We start from the raw sequence: 18,335 nt of genomic DNA, 5'->3' as shown, positions 1-18,335 counted from the left end.
TCTAAGCTTTATCATAACTAATAATTCCTCTTATTGATTTATGATTTCTTAACATGGAACCAATTATAGTTGCTAATACGGCTTTAATTACACCTACTAAAATAAATGGTAATACGCATACTAAAAAAGCATTATACATATTTGAGCTTGTTACTAATGAAAATTGAATAGCTCCCAGTAGGTAGTTAGGAATTGAACCTAATATCATTGCTAAAAAAATTAAAATTTTGTTGTCTGTTCTTTCACAAATTAACCCTATAATAAAACTCATAATTGGAAAAGATAAAATAAAACCTCCTGTTGGTCCTACTATTGCACCAATTCCTGCTGAAAATCCCGAAAATACCGGTAATCCAATTGCGCCCATTAATACATAAACCAATATTGATATAAATCCTTTTTTACTACCTAAAAGTATTCCTGCTAAAGAAACAGCAAATGTTTGTAATGTTAATGGTACTCCCCCTGGTAAAGGTATTGAAATTTGTGCAAGTATTGCTGTTATTGTTGCAAATATACCACAATATACAATATCTAAAGTTTTTCTTTTCATAACAATTCTCCTTAACTTTAAATTGTTAACTATTTTAAATATTTTGGTTTACAAATATTTTATAATACAAACTTTTCTAAGTCAAACTTTTTTTTGTTTTATAATAAAAATATAATACTATGGCAAAATTCATAAATTAGTTTTTTAATCATTTCACCTTTAACAATATCATTTATCCATGATTCACAAATATCATTAAAGCCATAATATATTCCTGCTAATCCTCCAACTACAGCAGCTGTAGTATCTGTATCACTACCTAAATTTACTGCTTGTAATACTGTGTCTTTATAATTATCATTATTAAAAAAACACCATAAACTTGCTTCAATAGTATGAACTACATATCCTGATGAATTAATATTACATAACTTTTCATTTCCTATATTGCCTTGCAATACTCTTTCTAAAGTTTTTAAAGCTTCTAAATACTGATCATCTTTATAATAATTTAATATTACCTTTTTCATTTTTTCATAAGCTTCTTCTTTGCTATAACCATTAATAAGATTAATTGCAAATTCTATATATATTGAACAAGCTATCTTTGATATATTATGTCTATGTGTTATAGATGAAACATCATGAATTGTTTTAAACTTTTTATCTGAATCCTTCTCATATTTAAGATAAAAAGCTAATGGTAGTATTCTCATTAATGAACCATTTCCATTGTCATATTTTGATGCTCCACCTGCTTCTGTTACCTTTACTCCAGCCTCTATGTTATAAATAGCTTTTCTTGTAGTATTTCCAATATCAAAAGCTACTCCATATGGAGTCATAAATCCATATCTATACCATTTTACAAAATTATTTGCTATCTCATTTAAGTCATATCCCTTAATTAAATTATCTACTAAACATAATGTCATTGAAGTATCATCTGACCATGTACCCTTAGGTTGGTTATGTGTGCCATATGCTCTCATATCTATTACAGGATTTTTTTCTAACTCTTCTCTATCTTGAAATTCAACTGGCACTCCTAATGCATCACCAACTATTAATCCCCAAATACCACCTTTTATAGCATCTATTATTTTGTCATTCATCTCATTACCCTCCATAATATTAATTTTTAGATTTTTAAATTATCATAAAAATATATTAAAGGCTCTGCACTAAATGCAAAGCCTTTATTCTATTTATTATAAATCAAAAATTTATATATGAGTATTATATTAATAAAACATAATTAAAAATTGAATATTGGACAACCATTATATTTTTCAGGAATATCTTTTTTTGAGTTAATCCATCCAATTGACTCAACAAATATGGACTGTTCCTTTTGGAAAATCCAAGTATTCAGATATTCAATAAAATCCTTTTCTGTATAGCAAATACCACCATCTACATGATATTTTTTTGCATTAGGACTTTGTTTTAACCATGTATCACAGAAATATATACAATATTTTCTCAAACTATTTGCCACTTGGTCTGGAACTAAATAAACAGATGTTTCACTATCAGCACTTAATAATACATGTTTCAAATTAAATCCACTCCTAAAAAATATTTTTCTCATATAATTCGTATTTTAGTAAAATTCTTCAATACTGTACATTTCTATTATACATAATTCCAGATTATAACTCTATAAAATTGGGAATATTAAGAATTAAATATATTCATATTTAGTTTTATTTTTGACAAAACACATAAAACTTACACACAATGCCAGTACTTCTGCAAATATAACAGCCATCCATAGACCATTTACATTAAATAATAACGGTAATATAAATATCATTATTATTTGGAATACGAAAGTTCTTAAGAATGATATAACTCCAGATACCACACCATTATTAAGTCCTGTAAAGAATGCTGATGCAAAAACATTAAATCCACTTATTATATAAGATAGTGAGAATATTCTAATTGCATTAGTTGTAAGATTAAGTAAATCTATATCGTAACTTACAAATATTTGAGCAAGTGTTTCTGAGAATAGTTGTGCAAGACTTGTAAGTACTAATGCAGCTATTAAAATAAGTACAAAACTCTTTTTAAGTAGGTTTTTTAACTCATCTTTATTATTACTTCCATAGTGATATCCCACAACTTGTGTAAGACCCATTGAATATCCTATATAAACGCCATTAAAAATAAATGATACATACATTATAACTCCATATGAAACTACTCCTCCTGCTCCGGCATATTTCATTAATTGTAAGTTATATAGCATATTTACAATAGACATAGATAAATTTGTAAACATTTCTGAAGAACCATTTAAACAACTTTGTCCAATTGCACCAAAATCCAATTTAGTTTTACCAAGTCTTAAAGGACTTTTATTTTTCATTATAAAGTATATAAGTGGTACAAATCCACCTACAATTTGACTTGTACATGTTGCTAAACCTGCTCCAACTACTCCCATATCAAGTATCACAATTAATAAGAAATCTAAAACTATGTTAGTAACTCCTGCAATTATAGAAACAACAAGACCCATGGTAGGTTTCTCTGCCACAACTAAGAAACTTTGAAAAGCATTTTGAAGTAAAAATGCTACAAGACTAATAAGTAGAATTCTACCATATATCACACAGTATTCTAAAATTATTCCTTCAGCTCCTAAAGCTTTAGAAATTGGTTCAATAAATATAAATCCTATTGTAGCAATTATTAATCCTATTATTATTAATAAATATATTAACATGGAGAAAATTTCTTTTGCTTTTTTAATATTTCCCTCTCCAATTGTCTTAGAAACTAAGGCTCCTCCCCCTGTTCCTATCATAAATCCAAATGTTCCACCAATCATTATAATGGGCATTATTAAGTTAACTGCTGCAAAGGCATCACTTCCCACTACATTTGATACAAATAAACCATCTACAACACCATATATGGAAGTAAATATCATCATAAAAATTGTAGGTAAAGTAAATTTAATTAATTTACTATAAGTAAAATTGTCTGATAATTGTATGTTCATTCCATCTCCTCCTCATTATTTTCCTTTAAACTATTAAATTTGACATATAATAATCAAAATCGTATATTAGTATAAAGTGTACCATAATGGTAGAGTCAAGGAGATTTTCATGAAAAAGAATTTATTAACTATTGGAGATGTATCAAAGAAAACAGGTTGTAGCATAAAGTCTCTTCGTTATTATGATTCCATTGGACTATTAAAGCCTATATACGTTGATCCCAATACTAATTATAGATACTATAATTTTGAACAAACAAAAATCGTTGAAATAATACAACTGTGTATTTTATTAGATATTCCCCTTAAAGATGTGAAAGAACTAACTATTAAAAATGATAACACTATGGATTATTCTAATTTAATTGAATATGGTAGAAAAATAACAAAGGAAAAAATCATTAAACTTCAAAACAATCTAGATTTTTTAGATACTTTAAAAGATGAAATAGAAAGACTCAATAGCTATGATAATGATGAAGAAAAGTCATTTCATATAGATGAAAAATATTACTATGTTATGCCTATTTTTGAAGATGAGATGAATGATACTTATTATAAAATTCTAGATACTTTATTTACAAATGCCATAAATGAAAATATATTATTAAAACATGATTACGGTATTATTATGAATATAAAGGATGATGATATTAATAAGTTCGTGGCTGTAGAAGTTGATAAAAGGCACTGTCATTTAGAGAATGTTATCAGAATTGAGGCAGGAAATTTTTTATGTAAAAAAACTAATGAATTTAATTTAATTAAAATTTATGAGATGTTTTCTGATATAGTATGTTCTGAAAAAACTATTATTGTTACTTCAAGTTATAGCTATGATTTTTCAAGTCCCTATTTTGAGGTTAAGTGTTCATTATAAGTATTTAATATTTCTAGAATAAGATAAAGGCCCTGCAGTAAATGCAAAGCCTTTATCTTACTCTAGAATCTTTTTCACCTTTTCCTCTGTTGTTTCACATAGCTTGACTATATCTTCAATAGACATACCTTCTTTAGAAAGTTTAAGCACTTTTTTCATAAGCAGTATACCTTTTTCTTCTCCTTTGTTTTCAGCCTTTTCATATTCCTCTTTCAACGTCTTTGAAATATTTGAAGTCATCTTCTCTACCTCCTCTTTCTTTGCAGTAATTATTTCATCTATCTTGAACTTATCTTTAAATTCTTCATCTATAGCATTTCTAAGCCAATGTCTTAATTTCATTTTATCATTTTCAGTTAATTTATCAAAGGTTAAAACTATTTCCTTTAATCTATTAATAAATTCTATATAGTCTACCTTTTGATCTAACATAAATATTGCGGCACTTATAGTACCAATTTTCATTAACTCATCTTTATTATATCTGTTCACATCCAACAATAAATACTCAAAGTTAATTATATTTTTACCAAAGATTTCATTATTAAATACTATATTTTTAAACTCTTTTTCTGCAGTCCATTTTTTCTCTCCATTATATAATACTATAGGAACTACAGCTGGGAGTTTAAAGTCTTTACCTTTTATAATCCTCTTAGTGGTATTTTTTATTATTTCTCTATATATTTCTGATATGTAAAAATATAATCTCATTGGCATACTAAAGTCTACAGTTGATTGTAATTCTAGAAGTATATAAAAATATATTTCCTCTTTACCATTTTTCACTCTATATACTATGTCAGATTCTATTTCTTCATAGTCTGCTAAAATAAAGCTCTTATTTACTAATGCTAAGTCTTGTGCTTTTATATTCTTTGCCCAATTAGTATCTATAAAGTTAGAAATTAAATCAACAAAGATTTTACTATTACTGAAAAAGTCTTTATATGATTTATCATGAATATTATTAATATCCTTTTTTATCTCCATCTCGTACCTCAATTATAAATATTAACAAAGCTTCGTTATTAATATTATACCCCTGAACATGCATTCTTATACGTACATACGTTCTTTTAATAGTCATATAAAAGAGTTACCTAGCCGGTAACCCCCTAACACTTTTACTAAATCTTACGTTTAATGATTAGTATATATTTTTATCTCTTCATTAGAAGTACTAAAATGTATTGTATCAATTACTTTATCATTATGTTTTTCAACAAAATTATTTTTTCTCTCTTCTTTTCTTTTATTAGCTCTATTTCAGATATTTTTTACCCTCCTTAAATATCTTCATTTAGCTCATAAAACTCTTTATAGATAATAAAAATTCTTTTTTTATATCATTATTTTCTTCCAAAAATTCAATTAAAACTTCTATCTTAGGTTGTTTATATCTATGTCCAATTCTATTTCTTAATAATCTAGCTGAATTTAAATAATTAGCAAATTTATCAGTAAGAACATTTTTATCTTTTAATAACTTTATAGCTGAATCTATAGTCATTCCTATTTTATAAATATTATATTCTTTTAAAAGCATTGATATAAAATCTTCATATAAAATAAACATCCTCAAATATTTATATTTAAGACTATTGTAAAGTTCTTTTTTTAAAAGTTCATTATCAGAATATACTTGTATAAATTTTAAGGATTCCTCAATATCCTTATACTCTAATTCCAAATCATAGAGTAACTTTTTTAATCTATCTTTATTCATTATCTAAAACCACCTTATCTAATCTGCTCCAAAATTCAATATTTTCTTTAAATAGTTGATCATAATAATTGAATTTTTCATTATATTTATCATCTTTTATTATTACCATTTCACTATTTAGAGCTTCTATCTTAATGAGATTTTCTATATCTTCATCATTAATATCTATTAAATCTATACTTCTTTCTAAGAAATCTTCAAGTTCTAATGTCAAATTCAACAGGAATCTTAGCTTATTCTTTTCAACTAAGATTTCTTCTATTTCAATCTAAATCAATTTTTTCAACTCTTATATAATCTAAGTTTATTTCAACTTTATAATATCTGATAGTTATTTAAAATTTATTTTGTTGCATATCCTTTTAAAACTGCACTATATTTTATTAAATAATTAATACCCCAAAATATAGAAATAAAAAGTAAAAACCCCATAGGCTCATTAACCTTATCGTATATGTAAATATTTATTGGCATAACTAAAGAATTTATAATACTTAACCCTAATTGTATTTTATAGAAATCTTCATTTATTACTCTAAAATTTTTGCTTTTTATAGTATAGATAACTAATTTTTTTGAATAACAAATTAGATTATAAATTATAAATAGTATTGGAAAAATAATCCCGATAATAATAAAAAGCATACTCCATTCTCCTTTTAGTATAATTTTTTAATAATATACTTTCATTATACAACATTATGGATTATAATCCCAAAATAGTTTCATTTTAGTTTATTTATTAACGGTATATCTGCAGGTGCTATTTTATAATTATTGATTTGTTCTAATGTGACCCATTCATATATATCATGATCTGAAAGTTTAATTTCTCCATCTATAATTTCTGCGGTATATCCAAGTAATGATATTACTTTATTATTTCCATAATCATATACACTCTCACCTATATACTCTTTAACAGCAATCTTTATATTCATTTCTTCCATAAGCTCACGAATAAGACTTTCCTCTGGTGTTTCACCTTCTTCAATCTTTCCACCTGGAAATTCAAAATATCCTGCAAGTGGTTTACCTTGTTTTTTTCTTGCTATAAGTATTTTATCCTCTTTTTGAAGTATTGCTGCTACTACTTTTATTATTTTCATCTGTTCTAACACTCCAAATTTTTTATATATTCTAGCTTTTATAATCAAATTGCTCTAATGTAATAAATACATTTCTTATTGACTCAATTACTTGTACTTTTTCCGATAAACTCTCAAATTATAAAAACTATAATAATTATATCATATCAGCTAATTTCATATTATTAATTTTAGCCTTTTTATTTTTTTCTTATTCTAAATATAAAAAAACTAAATCTAAGCTTTATCATAACTAATAATTCCTCTTATTGATTTATGATTTCTTAACATGGAACCAATTATAGTTGCTAATATTGCTTTAATTATACCTACTAAAATAAATGGTAATACGCTTACTAAAAAAGCATTATAAAGACTTGAGCTTGTTACTAATGAAAATTGAATAGCTCCCACTAGGTAGTTAGGAATTGAACCTAATATCATTGCTAAAAAAATTAAAATTTTGTTGTCTGTTCTTTCACAAATTAACCCTATAATAAAACTCATAATTGGAAAAGATAAAATAAAACCTCCTGCTGGTCCTATTATTGCACCAATTCCTGCTGAAAATCTCGAAAATACCGGTAATCCAATTGCACCCATTAATACATAAACTAATATTGATATAAATCCTTTTTTACTACCTAAAAGTATTCCTGCTAAAGAAACAGCAAATGTTTGTAATGTTAATGGTACTCCCCCTGGTAAAGGTATTGAAATTTGTGCAAGTATTGCTGTTATTGTTGCAAATATACCACAATATACAATATCTAAAGTTTTTCTTTTCATAACAATGCTCCCTAACTTTAAATTGTTAACTTTTTCAAATTTTTTTGTTAACAAATATTTTATAATACAAACTTTTTTGAATCAAACTTTTTTGTTTTATAATAAAACTATAATACTCTATTTCTACTTCCAATAAATATCAGCACTTCTCCATAAATTAAATTATATACTTATCAATTAAATACTGATGTCCAACTTTCCTTCCAAGTAACGTTAATGCCTTATTAGGACATATATTTATACATCTATAACACATAGTACATTTATCTCCACTACATAGTTCATTCTTCATTTCTAAGTTTTTCATTGGGCAAACTTTTATACACTTACCACATTTAACACATAACTCTCTATCTATCTTAATATTGCTGGAGTACTTTTTAACTTTATGTCCAAAATATAACCTTTGAGCAAAACACCCTGCAAATTGAGCAGAAACACTTAATCCTTCTCTAACCTTCTGTCCACTTTTAATTTTACCTACTGCTTCCTCTACATGCTTCTCTGCTAAGCAAATAATATCTTTTATTCCATCATCGTCTTTTTTTAACAATTTTGAATCACAAATATTATCAGGCATTTTCACTTGTATACCGCTTATAATATTAGCATTAACTTTTCTCAATTTTCTTTGAGCTAATCCGCATCCATCACCTGAAAATAATCCCATTGTAGTTATAATAAATACTTTTTTATTTCTAAATAACTCAATATTCTTCTCTAAAAAATCATCCATTATTTTAGGCATTGAACTATAATAAATTGGATATGCTATTACAATATCATTAGCCTCTTGTAATTTCGTCTCTACATCAATATCTTCTATAGAAAATATCTTATAATCCTTCCCCATTTTCTTTAAAAATAAATCAAGAATATATCTACTATTACCTGTCCCTGAAAAATAAATACCAATCATAAATAACTTGCCCCCTTCAATTAATACCTCCATGATAGATTCATTTATTATATCTATCATAGAGGCATTTAAACACCTTTATCCTTAATATAGAAATTATACCATATAAAAGAATAATTGTTTGCTTCTCATTCATCTCATTACCATCAATATTATTAATTTAATACATTAAAGGCCCTGCACTAAATGCAAAGCCTCTATTTTATTTATTCCCTCTCATATTTTTCCTATTCGTATACATATTATCAATGCTAGTTTTATTTTGTATTATATTAAAGCTATTGATTACTTTTCATGGTATAAACACCATTTGGATTATTTAATATACACTTTTCAATTGCATCTATCTCAGCAATTGCATCTTCTTTTGTGGAATAAAGACCTAACAAAATCGTATTACTAGTAAAAAATCCTCCAGGTGCGAATCTCCCCACCACAGCAGCTTTATTTTTTTTATCTCCAAAATTAGATGCAATTTCAACTTTAATTACATTCACCAATTCTCTTTTATTTTGAGTTCTAATCCACATAAAATACCCCTTTTTATCATACATTAGTGTATTATAATATAATTCTTCAATACTATATATTTTTATTATAAATGATAATAGATTATAATTCTATAAAATTCAAACTTCTATCTTAGATTGTTTATATCTATGTCCAATTATATCTCTTAATAATCTAGCTGAATTTAAATAATTATCAAATTTATCATTATTAAATTTCAAATTAAGATTTACTAAAAAACATAACTACTAAGTCTATTATACAAGCAAGATACTCCCATAGTTTAGGAGAAAAAGCTAATCCGATTATTGTTAGTACAGTTCCCAATATAAGCAATATAAGGCCATTGTTTCCTTTAAAGCTATTTATATATCCAACATAAACAGAAATAACTATAAAAATTAAACCTAAAATTATTGAAATAATATTTAATTTAGATTTCATATTACGCTTCACATCATCCTTTCATTTGTTTTTCCTCTTTTATTTATATTTCACTTGTTGCTTTTAACTTTTCATAAAACTCATCAATCTTTTCTTTAGATTCTTTTAAACTTTCCCCTGTTGCAACTCTATATTCTTTTATTGCTTCTATTTTCTTCCCTTTTTTAAGTAAATCCTTTAAAGATTCTAAAACTTCATCTTCATCTACATAGTCTAATTCTTTTACTCCCATTTGCAAAGCCAACTTTTCTAATGTTTTATTTAACTTATAAAGTTGATCTCTCATTTGACTTAGTTTATTAGACATAATTATAATTGTAATAAATAGTACCCCTATTATAATTCCATCAATCTCCATATTTCCTCTCCCCTTATTTATATATTTTTATTTTTTAATTCATCCATATAAAAACTGTTATAGCTAGAGTAATTAAAAGAATTATGCTCATCACAATAGATATTGTAGGTATCATAATAAATTTAGATCTTTTTTCTGTATATCCTATATAAGCTGAACTTATCATAGTATAACTCATCATTAGTTCAATAATTATAATAAATACCATAAAATATTTAAAGTAAAACAAACTTCTTCCACCTAAATTCTATATACTTTTAAAAATATTAATATATATAATAACACTAATATCAACTATATTCTTATACCAATTATATATTAAGAAATATCAAATTTAAACTATTTTTCTACTTTTTTACTTTTATAAGGTTGTAATATATAAAAATAAAGGTCTTGTACTAAATACAAAACCTTTAATGAATGTTGTCGCTTTTTATTAAATCTAAATGTAATAATCTATTTCTTTTTAAACAACCTCTCTCCCAATACCCTTAGATAATTATTGATTTATTAGCTTTATTAATCATACTTGCTGGAATCTCTTCATCTAGCTCCCATACAAAGCTAATAGGTTTATCACCACTATGACTTCTGTATTCACATGTACCTAAATAAGTAAATGGTGATGTAAGTCCATCTCTAGTTTTATATTCTCTAACAAAAAGAGCTATCTTATTACCAGTTTTTAAATGATTGATATATCTTTGTCCTGTTGTACTTTGTATTGAAGTTTTACTTTGAGTTTGCCAGTGAAATAGCTTTTCATTAATGGCATAATCTTCATAGAGTGTAGATGGTGAAAAGTCTTTATCACTCTTATTTAATGTTATAAAGAATATATCAGTTTTCTTATCTTCAAAATACTTAACACCTTCTCTAAAAGCTGGCTTCTTTTCTTCATTAAAGTATCCAAAAGCAGCCATAATTACATCTGTTGTATAATTACAATGTAAATCTAAAGGACAATCAAAGCCTAAATCAACTTTCTTATCTATAAATTGAATATGTTTATAATTATATCTTAATATATCAGAAACTTCTTTCATCATAGTTTTATTAATAAGTAACTTATTAATTCCTTCATTTATAGATATTAATCCTACTTTATTAGGTGCATCATTATAGAAAATATAATACATCATATTTAACATTAACTTTTCTTCATTATTAAAATCAACTTTTGAAATATTGTCATAATTATTAATTATTTTAATAATAAATTCTATGAATCTTCTTGAATTAATAAATAATAAATTATATAGCTTCTTAGTTATTATATCTTCATTTTCATCATAAAAATCCTCTTTTTCTTCTGCAAGTACACACATTCTTGAAAAACTTCTGTCTTTACTCTTGCCATAAAAATCTGTTAAAGATAAGTTATGATAATCTAAAAAGTTTTCTAAAGTTAATTCTAAATCAGTATCACCTTTAAATGTTCTAAGCTTACTTATTAAATTTGTTTTTGTATTAGCTGCAGATTTTATATTTCTTAAAATATATTCTTTAGCTTCTTTTTCTAATTGAATATAACATCCCTTAGGTAAAGTTAAAAATCCATTTTCAATATACTCTTTTACAGATTTATTACTTCTACCAATTAGTGATCTAAACTTTTCCTCAAAGTTATAATTTTTATGTGCTTGCCCAACATAATCAAGAACTGTTAAACATTCTTTTCCTTCACTTAGTCTTAATCCTCTTCCTAGTTGTTGTAAGAATACAGTTAAGCTCTCTGTTGGCCTTAAAAATAAAATAGTATTAACTTCTGGAATATCAACACCTTCATTATATATATCAACAACAAAGATAAACTTTATCTCTCCATTAACTAATCTTTCCTTAGCATTATTTCTATCTTCTTTTTTACTTTCATCTGTTAATGCTAATGATGAAATTCCTGCCTCATTAAATCTTAAAGCCATAAATTTTGCATGTTCTTTACTTACACAGAATCCTAGCCCTACTACTTCATTTATATCTGTAATATATTTATTTAAACTTGCAAGTATATTATTAACTCTTATATCATTACCTGTATAAACTTTATCTAATTCACTTATATTATAGCCTTTTCTTTGCCATTTAAGTTTTGATAAGTCTACTGAATCAGATACTGCAAAATATTGAAATGGACTTAATAACTTTCTATCTATTGCTTCTGGTAATCTTATTTCTCCTGATATTCTATCTTCAAAATATTTAAATATATCTTTATTATCATTTCTTTCAGGAGTTGCAGTTAATCCTAATAATACTTTAGGCTTATAATAACTTAATAATCTTTGATATGATGGTGCAGCTGCATGGTGAAATTCATCAACTATAATAAAATCATAGTAATCTTCAGATGTTATGTCACATAAATCTTTGCTATTTAAACTTTGTATAGAAACAAATAAATGATCTAAGTTTTCAGGAGTTCTTCCTCCTACCATTAATTCACCAAAATTATTATTTTTTAATATTGCTCTAAAGGTATCTCTTGCTTGTTTTAATATTTCTTCACGATGAACTACAAATAATAACCTATTAGCCTTACCCCTGTTTTCTTTGCAAAAATCTTTATAGTCAAAGGCTGAAATTACAGTTTTACCTACACCAGTTGCAGCAATAACTAAGTTTCTATTTTTATTAAAAATCTTTCTTTCAACTTGAAGCTTTTCTAATATTTCTTTTTGATAAGCATAAGGTCTTATATCAAAGGTAAAGTTTAAATCATTATCACTGTCTTTTTGTTCTTTTCTTAATGATCTTTGTAATCTTCTTTTATCCTCTTCTGTTCCATTGTAAGAAACAAATTCTGAATCATTCCAATAGCTTTCAAAGGTCGCTTCAAACTTCTTTATAATATCAAAGGAATCTTGTTCTGTTATTTTTAAATTCCATTCCAATCCTGAAGTTAATGCAGCATTTGAAAGATTTGATGAACCTATATATGCAGTTGTAAAGCCTGTTTCTCTTTTAAACATATAAGCCTTTGCATGAAGTCTTGTTCTATCTGTATCATAAGAAATTTTAATTTCTGTATTAGGTAGCTTACTTAATTCTTCAATAGCTTTAACATCTGTAGCTCCCATATATGAAGTAGTTATTATTCTTAGTTTTTTATTATTGTTTATTGTTGCTTCCTTTAAGCTTTCAATAATACATCTTATTCCACTCCACTTTACAAAAGAAACTAACAAATCTATAGAATCACTTGATAGTATTTCTTTATTTAATTCTCCCAACATGTTAGGTTCTTGTCCTGATCCTGTGAATAGTGAACTTTGTGATAATGGAGTTACTGGTCTTGTTGCTTTTTTACTATTTAATGCTCTTTTATTGTTTACTTTTGAGTAAAGAGCTGTTAGCATTTCCCCATTTTTATCTATTTCATATTTTTTAATGTCTTCTTCATTTGACACTTTGCTTAATATGTTAATTATGTCATTACAAGCTTCTATTTGTTTTATTAGTTTTTCGCTATCTTCTTTTTCTTTATCTCTAATGTAATTTAGGGATTTTCTTATTATTTGTGATATGTATTGTGAAAGGATTGCTTTTGCTTCTTCTTTATCTATTTTATCTTTATCTATAATGAATTTTTCTTGTTCTAGGTTGTTTAGTTGTTGTTGTATTTCTTTGTTTATTATTTGTTCGTATAGGCCTTCTCTCAATATTACTTCCTCCATTATGATTTTGTTTACTCATATTTTATCATATTTAGGTATAATAAAAAGCTACAGTATTTTGCAGCTTTTTATGCATTTTATGGATAATTCAATCCATCTTAACCTTCATATATTTTTATATTAAATCTTTTCTTCATTTATGTATTTATCAATTATAAAAAAATACATATTCAATTAACACTGAAGTAAGTAATATTCACATTAAATTGCCTTTAAATAATCTCTTAATTTCAGCATTTTGTCATTTAAGTTAATTTCCCTCTTATCACAATACTCTAAAATCCACTTTTTATCTCTTTCTGTTATATACTTAGCACTGAATCTTTTTAATACCTCGGATAGTTTTCTTCTAAAGCTCATTGGAAATTGTGACATACTTGATTGGTTTACCTGTTCAAAACTTCTATCCAACTCTTGTAAAGTAATTTCAGAGCTTAAATATTTTAAGAATAATAGTTCATAAAAAGCAAATGGAATAACTCCTTCTATAAGTTCTTTTACAAGAGATTGATGTGGCCCAAAGTCCTTTGTATCATCAGACACAAAAGCAGCTATTCCCATTGCCTTTGCTAATGCAACTGCTTGAAGTTCTCCTTGGTCAAATAAATACTTATTATTTTCCTTGTAATCTTCAAATAATTTCTTTATACCCATATCAATTAAATCTTTATTAGTGATTACCTTAACTATTCCAGCTTCCACATCTTTTTTAAACTCCTCATACACTGATGTAGATTTTCTTTTCATTTCTTTCTCCAGAAGAAAATCATAGATATATACTTTATCAAAGGATGAATAAAGCAGCTCCTTTTTTTCGCTTTTGTATAAGTGTATTACTATATCTGTATCTAAAGAAGCATCCATTATTCTAACTCCTCAAATAAATCATCTAAATCTATCTCTTCATTATCTTCACTTTCCTTTTTAAACACTTCTGCATCCTTGTTTAAAAGGCCTAAAGCTTTTTCAAGGCTGGAATAAGGTATATAGTCATTATTATAATTACTCGTAACATACTCTAAATACTTCGCAGGTACACTAATAACTTCTGATGCTCTCAATAGCTTTTCATCTGCATTTAACATTTTGAATAAAGCATTTGATTTCATAATATTTTTCTCATTGAATAAATTATACATATGAGCTTCTGATATAAAGTAAATATCCCTTAATCTTTTAACTGCTGCATTATAACTAACATTAAATTCTATTTGAATTCTCACTATATCTAAAGCATTTAACTCTTCTTTCTCTTTTTTAAGTTCATACTTTATATATTCCTCTAATTTGTTTTCTGGCATTAAAAAACAGTTTGCAAAATAAAATGCTCTTTCTTCACAAATATCTTCCTTAACCTCATCTAAATCCAATTGAATTTTAAGCTCTTGATTCAAATCTTCAAAATCAAAAACTATATGTCCAAGCTCATGTGCAATAGTAAATATCTCCCTTGAAAGTATCTCTGATGAGTTAGAAACTATTACTCTCTTTCCCTCATAAACTGTAGAAAACCCTAAAAGAACATCTTTTCCAAAAGGATATCTTATATGGTGTATTTCCTTTTGTTCAATTAAACTAAAAATATCTTTAATCCCATAAGTCTGTACATTATTCTCTTGTCTTATTTCTATAGCTTTTTTTTCTATATCACGCTTATCAATCCTCAAGACCATCACGCACCCTCATTTGGTAATAAAGCTTTTCATGCGCATGAAAAACTTTTAATATCTCCTCAATTTTAGAAACTGATTCTGTAGCTTCTGGAGAGTTATTTTTTTCTCTAAACAATGTAGTTAATCCCTTTCTTTCTTCTTCAGCAGAAGTTATCTCATTGATAGCTACCCCAAGTACTTTTGCAATATTTTTTATCATAACAAACGAAATATCAATCTGTCCGTTCTCTAATCTAGAATACCTCTGTCTGGTAGTATCTAAAGCCTCTGCCATCTGTTCCTGACTTATCTTACGCATTGTTCTAAGTTCTTTTATTCTAACTCCTAATGCATAACTCATAGCAATCACTCCTTTGTATTAAATATATAACATCTAAAACCAAAATTCAACTCATATAGTTATAAATATGTTCCATTTAATAAATTTTATACACTTTTTCTTAAAAATTTTATAATTTTTCAAGGACATGATAATTTTTACTGACAATCTCTTTGCCTTAGTTGTCTTTAGCAATGAATAATAAAATAAGAATTGTCCCTTTAGCTTCTGCTAATTCTTTAACTATTTTAGATTTCCTATCTAATTGATTTCTACCTACCTTTCTCTCCGTTATCATCTATGTTTAATACTTCAACATCTGAAAATAATCAACTATTATATTTAACTTCTATAGTAATAGTAACTAAATTTATATTAACAACTAAATCCAATTCATCTTCATTGTGATATGTCCAAAATTCAATTCTTTCTGTCCATTCTCTTACTTCGTATTTATCAAAATTATTTTCTTCGATAACTTATAATAATACCAAGAGAGTGACTTCGTCCCTCTCAAAGACTCCTACCAAGAGAGTGACTTCGTCCCTCTCAAAGACTCCCGGGGGTTTTAAAATTTTCCAGAGACAAGTTTATGCTTAGCATAGACTTTGTTTCTGTTTTTTGTTAATGATATATATACCTTTTCATATTTCTTTAACTCAACAATAAATGACTTATCTCTCTTCCTTATATCCAAAAGATCCATCTGCTAAAGCTTTTTCAAACTCTAACATAAGCTCTTTATTAGGAATCCTTAAATATCCATCATGATAAGATAAAAATCCTAAAATTATCATAGATTAATCCATATCTTAACTATCGTACCCATACATTTGATTTTATAATTAAAACACTTTACTGTTATACCTATATTTTAAATTATTGTGAATTTATGGAGGTATATGGTTATGAGTAGATATGAATTAAACAAAAATTTAGCTCAAATGTTAAAGGGAGGAGTAATAATGGATGTTACCACTCCTGAAGAAGCATTAATTGCAGAAAAGGCAGGTGCTTGCGCTGTAATGGCTCTTGAAAGAGTACCATCTGATATAAGAAAAGAAGGTGGTGTAGCTAGAATGTCTGATCCTAAAATGATTAAGGAAATTCAAGCTGCTGTTTCTATTCCTGTTATGGCTAAGGTTAGAATCGGACATTTTGTTGAAGCTCAAATATTAGAAGCTTTAGGAATTGATTATATTGATGAAAGTGAAGTTCTAACACCGGCAGATAATAGTTACCATATAAATAAGAACGACTTTAAAGCTCCCTTTGTATGTGGTGCAAGAAATTTAGGAGAAGCCCTTAGAAGAATTGGTGAAGGAGCCTCAATGATTAGAACTAAAGGTGAAGCTGGAACTGGAGACATTGTGCAAGCAGTTACTCATATGAGAACTATTAATGACGATATCAGAAGAGTAAAAAATGCACCTAAAGAAGAGCTTATGACCTTAGCAAAAGAATTTAATGCTCCTTATGATTTAATAGAATATGTATGGAAAAATGGTAAATTACCTGTTGTAAACTTTTCTGCTGGTGGAATTGCAACTCCTGCTGATGCTGCATTAATGATGCAATTAGGATCTGATGGTGTCTTTGTCGGTTCTGGCATATTTAAGTCTGGAAACCCTGAAAAAAGAGCAAGAGCTATAGTATTAGCTACTACTTACTATAATGATCCTATAAAATTAGCTGAAATATCTGAAGACTTAGGGGAAGCTATGAGTGGAATTAACTGTAGTGAAATAACTTCTAAATATGAAGAAAGAGGATGGTAAAATGAAAATCGGTGTTTTATCACTTCAAGGTGGTGTAATAGAACATATTAATGCTATCTTATCTTTAGGATATGATGCTTTAGAAGTTAAAAATTTAAATCAGCTAAAAAATATAGATGCACTTATTATCCCTGGTGGTGAAAGCACTACTATTGGTAAACTTTTAAGAGTTACAGGACTTTTTAATCCATTAAAAGAGATGATACAAGAAGGATTACCTGTATGGGGTACCTGTGCTGGAATGATTCTATTAGCTAAAAATATAGAAAATGAAGAAAATTACCATTTAGGTGTTATGGATATAACAGTCAAAAGAAATGGTTATGGAACTCAACTTGATAGTTTTAATACTAAATTATTAATTGAAGAAGTTAGTACATCACCAATAGATTTAGTATTTATAAGAGCTCCTTATATAACTACTGTTAACTCTGATGATGTTCATATCCTTGCAAAAATTAATAATGACATAGTTGCTGTACAACAAAATAATATGCTTGCAACATCATTTCATCCAGAATTAACTACTGATACATCATTTTTAAAATATTTCATTGAAAAAGTAGCTCACAATTGAATAAAAGAACTAAATCGCTAAAAGCGACGGCTGGATTAAGTGATTATTAAAAGTTTATATGGAAAAAATAAGAAGTGAAGTT

General features: G+C 26.6%; 23 protein-coding genes. 3 read left to right on the top strand and 20 right to left on the bottom strand.

The annotated features are described in order from the left end of the window. Nucleotide 1: 1 nt before the first annotated feature. The 4 genes from I2E98_RS14380 to I2E98_RS14365 form a co-directional block, all read right to left on the bottom strand. A complete protein-coding gene (locus I2E98_RS14380) occupies nucleotides 2-553 on the bottom strand; it encodes a biotin transporter BioY (protein WP_195469572.1) in 552 nt (183 codons plus the stop codon). A 98-nt stretch (nucleotides 554-651) separates the two neighbouring features. Further along, nucleotides 652-1,608, bottom strand: a complete 957-nt coding sequence (locus I2E98_RS14375) for an ADP-ribosylglycohydrolase family protein (protein ID WP_207737631.1) — start codon at nucleotides 1,606-1,608, stop codon at nucleotides 652-654. A gap of 143 nt (nucleotides 1,609-1,751) precedes the next feature. Beyond that, nucleotides 1,752-2,054 (bottom strand): hypothetical protein, encoded by a 303-nt coding sequence (locus I2E98_RS14370; protein WP_195469571.1) that lies wholly within the window; start codon nucleotides 2,052-2,054, stop codon nucleotides 1,752-1,754. A 126-nt stretch (nucleotides 2,055-2,180) separates the two neighbouring features. Next, nucleotides 2,181-3,512, bottom strand: a complete 1,332-nt coding sequence (locus I2E98_RS14365; RefSeq protein WP_195469570.1) for an MATE family efflux transporter — start codon at nucleotides 3,510-3,512, stop codon at nucleotides 2,181-2,183. Nucleotides 3,513-3,621: 109 nt separating this feature from the next. Between I2E98_RS14365 and I2E98_RS14360 the strand changes: the two genes are divergently transcribed. Further along, the gene (locus I2E98_RS14360) at nucleotides 3,622-4,392 is read left to right on the top strand and encodes a MerR family DNA-binding transcriptional regulator (RefSeq protein ID WP_195469569.1); all 771 of its coding nucleotides are present in this window, start codon (nucleotides 3,622-3,624) and stop codon (nucleotides 4,390-4,392) included. Between the two features lie 57 nt (nucleotides 4,393-4,449). Here the strand turns inward: I2E98_RS14360 and I2E98_RS14355 are convergent, their stop codons facing one another. The 16 genes from I2E98_RS14355 to I2E98_RS16240 all read right to left on the bottom strand — a co-directional run bounded on the left by I2E98_RS14355 (nucleotide 4,450) and on the right by I2E98_RS16240 (nucleotide 16,695). Continuing rightward, nucleotides 4,450-5,385 (bottom strand): Rpn family recombination-promoting nuclease/putative transposase, encoded by a 936-nt coding sequence (locus I2E98_RS14355; RefSeq protein WP_195469568.1) that lies wholly within the window; start codon nucleotides 5,383-5,385, stop codon nucleotides 4,450-4,452. 310 nt (nucleotides 5,386-5,695) lie between these two features. Further along, complete coding sequence (locus I2E98_RS14350; protein ID WP_195469567.1) at nucleotides 5,696-6,121, bottom strand: hypothetical protein; 426 nt, start codon at nucleotides 6,119-6,121, stop codon at nucleotides 5,696-5,698. Beyond that, nucleotides 6,114-6,341 carry a hypothetical protein gene (locus I2E98_RS14345; protein WP_195469566.1) on the bottom strand — a complete coding sequence of 76 codons (228 nt, stop codon included), beginning with the start codon at nucleotides 6,339-6,341 and terminating at the stop codon, nucleotides 6,114-6,116. Before I2E98_RS14345 ends, I2E98_RS14350 begins: the two co-directional genes overlap by 8 nt. Nucleotides 6,342-6,463: 122 nt before the next feature. Further along, a complete protein-coding gene (locus I2E98_RS14340) occupies nucleotides 6,464-6,766 on the bottom strand; it encodes a hypothetical protein (RefSeq protein WP_195469565.1) in 303 nt (100 codons plus the stop codon). 80 nt (nucleotides 6,767-6,846) lie between these two features. Continuing rightward, nucleotides 6,847-7,230 (bottom strand): (deoxy)nucleoside triphosphate pyrophosphohydrolase, encoded by a 384-nt coding sequence (locus I2E98_RS14335; protein ID WP_207737630.1) that lies wholly within the window; start codon nucleotides 7,228-7,230, stop codon nucleotides 6,847-6,849. 216 nt (nucleotides 7,231-7,446) lie between these two features. After that, a complete protein-coding gene (locus I2E98_RS14330) occupies nucleotides 7,447-7,998 on the bottom strand; it encodes a biotin transporter BioY (protein WP_195469564.1) in 552 nt (183 codons plus the stop codon). A gap of 157 nt (nucleotides 7,999-8,155) precedes the next feature. After that, a complete protein-coding gene (locus I2E98_RS14325) occupies nucleotides 8,156-8,977 on the bottom strand; it encodes an EFR1 family ferrodoxin (RefSeq protein WP_243251191.1) in 822 nt (273 codons plus the stop codon). Nucleotides 8,978-9,195: 218 nt separating this feature from the next. Beyond that, the gene (locus I2E98_RS14320) at nucleotides 9,196-9,447 is read right to left on the bottom strand and encodes a hypothetical protein (protein ID WP_195469563.1); all 252 of its coding nucleotides are present in this window, start codon (nucleotides 9,445-9,447) and stop codon (nucleotides 9,196-9,198) included. 202 nt (nucleotides 9,448-9,649) lie between these two features. Next, nucleotides 9,650-9,871 (bottom strand): hypothetical protein, encoded by a 222-nt coding sequence (locus I2E98_RS14315; RefSeq protein ID WP_195469562.1) that lies wholly within the window; start codon nucleotides 9,869-9,871, stop codon nucleotides 9,650-9,652. 43 nt (nucleotides 9,872-9,914) lie between these two features. Continuing rightward, a complete protein-coding gene (locus I2E98_RS14310; RefSeq protein ID WP_195469561.1) occupies nucleotides 9,915-10,229 on the bottom strand; it encodes a 50S ribosomal protein L7/L12 in 315 nt (104 codons plus the stop codon). A 34-nt stretch (nucleotides 10,230-10,263) separates the two neighbouring features. Continuing rightward, on the bottom strand, nucleotides 10,264-10,458 hold the full coding sequence (locus tag I2E98_RS14305) for a hypothetical protein (RefSeq protein WP_195469560.1): 195 nt from the start codon (nucleotides 10,456-10,458) through the stop codon (nucleotides 10,264-10,266). 262 nt (nucleotides 10,459-10,720) lie between these two features. Then, a complete protein-coding gene (locus I2E98_RS14300) occupies nucleotides 10,721-13,891 on the bottom strand; it encodes a DEAD/DEAH box helicase (protein ID WP_195469559.1) in 3,171 nt (1,056 codons plus the stop codon). 216 nt (nucleotides 13,892-14,107) lie between these two features. Beyond that, nucleotides 14,108-14,770 (bottom strand): hypothetical protein, encoded by a 663-nt coding sequence (locus I2E98_RS14295; protein ID WP_195469558.1) that lies wholly within the window; start codon nucleotides 14,768-14,770, stop codon nucleotides 14,108-14,110. After that, nucleotides 14,770-15,579: an ImmA/IrrE family metallo-endopeptidase gene (locus I2E98_RS14290; protein WP_195469557.1), complete on the bottom strand. Its 810-nt coding sequence runs from the start codon at nucleotides 15,577-15,579 to the stop codon at nucleotides 14,770-14,772. The genes I2E98_RS14295 and I2E98_RS14290 overlap by 1 nt, the downstream gene beginning before the upstream one ends. Next, complete coding sequence (locus I2E98_RS14285; protein WP_243251194.1) at nucleotides 15,563-15,919, bottom strand: helix-turn-helix transcriptional regulator; 357 nt, start codon at nucleotides 15,917-15,919, stop codon at nucleotides 15,563-15,565. The genes I2E98_RS14290 and I2E98_RS14285 overlap by 17 nt, the downstream gene beginning before the upstream one ends. Before the next feature lie 653 nt (nucleotides 15,920-16,572). Next, nucleotides 16,573-16,695 carry a hypothetical protein gene (locus I2E98_RS16240; RefSeq protein ID WP_279324989.1) on the bottom strand — a complete coding sequence of 41 codons (123 nt, stop codon included), beginning with the start codon at nucleotides 16,693-16,695 and terminating at the stop codon, nucleotides 16,573-16,575. A gap of 111 nt (nucleotides 16,696-16,806) precedes the next feature. On the opposite strand from I2E98_RS16240, the gene pdxS reads away from it, so the two are divergent. Together pdxS and pdxT are read left to right on the top strand one after the other, a co-directional pair. Then, nucleotides 16,807-17,676 (top strand): pyridoxal 5'-phosphate synthase lyase subunit PdxS, encoded by an 870-nt coding sequence (pdxS, locus tag I2E98_RS14280; RefSeq protein WP_195469555.1) that lies wholly within the window; start codon nucleotides 16,807-16,809, stop codon nucleotides 17,674-17,676. A gap of 1 nt (nucleotide 17,677) precedes the next feature. After that, nucleotides 17,678-18,253 carry a pyridoxal 5'-phosphate synthase glutaminase subunit PdxT gene (gene pdxT / locus I2E98_RS14275; protein WP_195469554.1) on the top strand — a complete coding sequence of 192 codons (576 nt, stop codon included), beginning with the start codon at nucleotides 17,678-17,680 and terminating at the stop codon, nucleotides 18,251-18,253. The last annotated feature ends 82 nt before the right edge of the window (nucleotides 18,254-18,335 follow it).

It is taken from the genome of Clostridium sp. D43t1_170807_H7 (genome assembly GCF_015555905.1).
GTDB lineage: Bacteria > Bacillota > Clostridia > Clostridiales > Clostridiaceae > Clostridium.
Note: the sequence above shows the minus strand (reverse complement) of the source record. Positions and strands in the feature narration are given on the sequence as shown.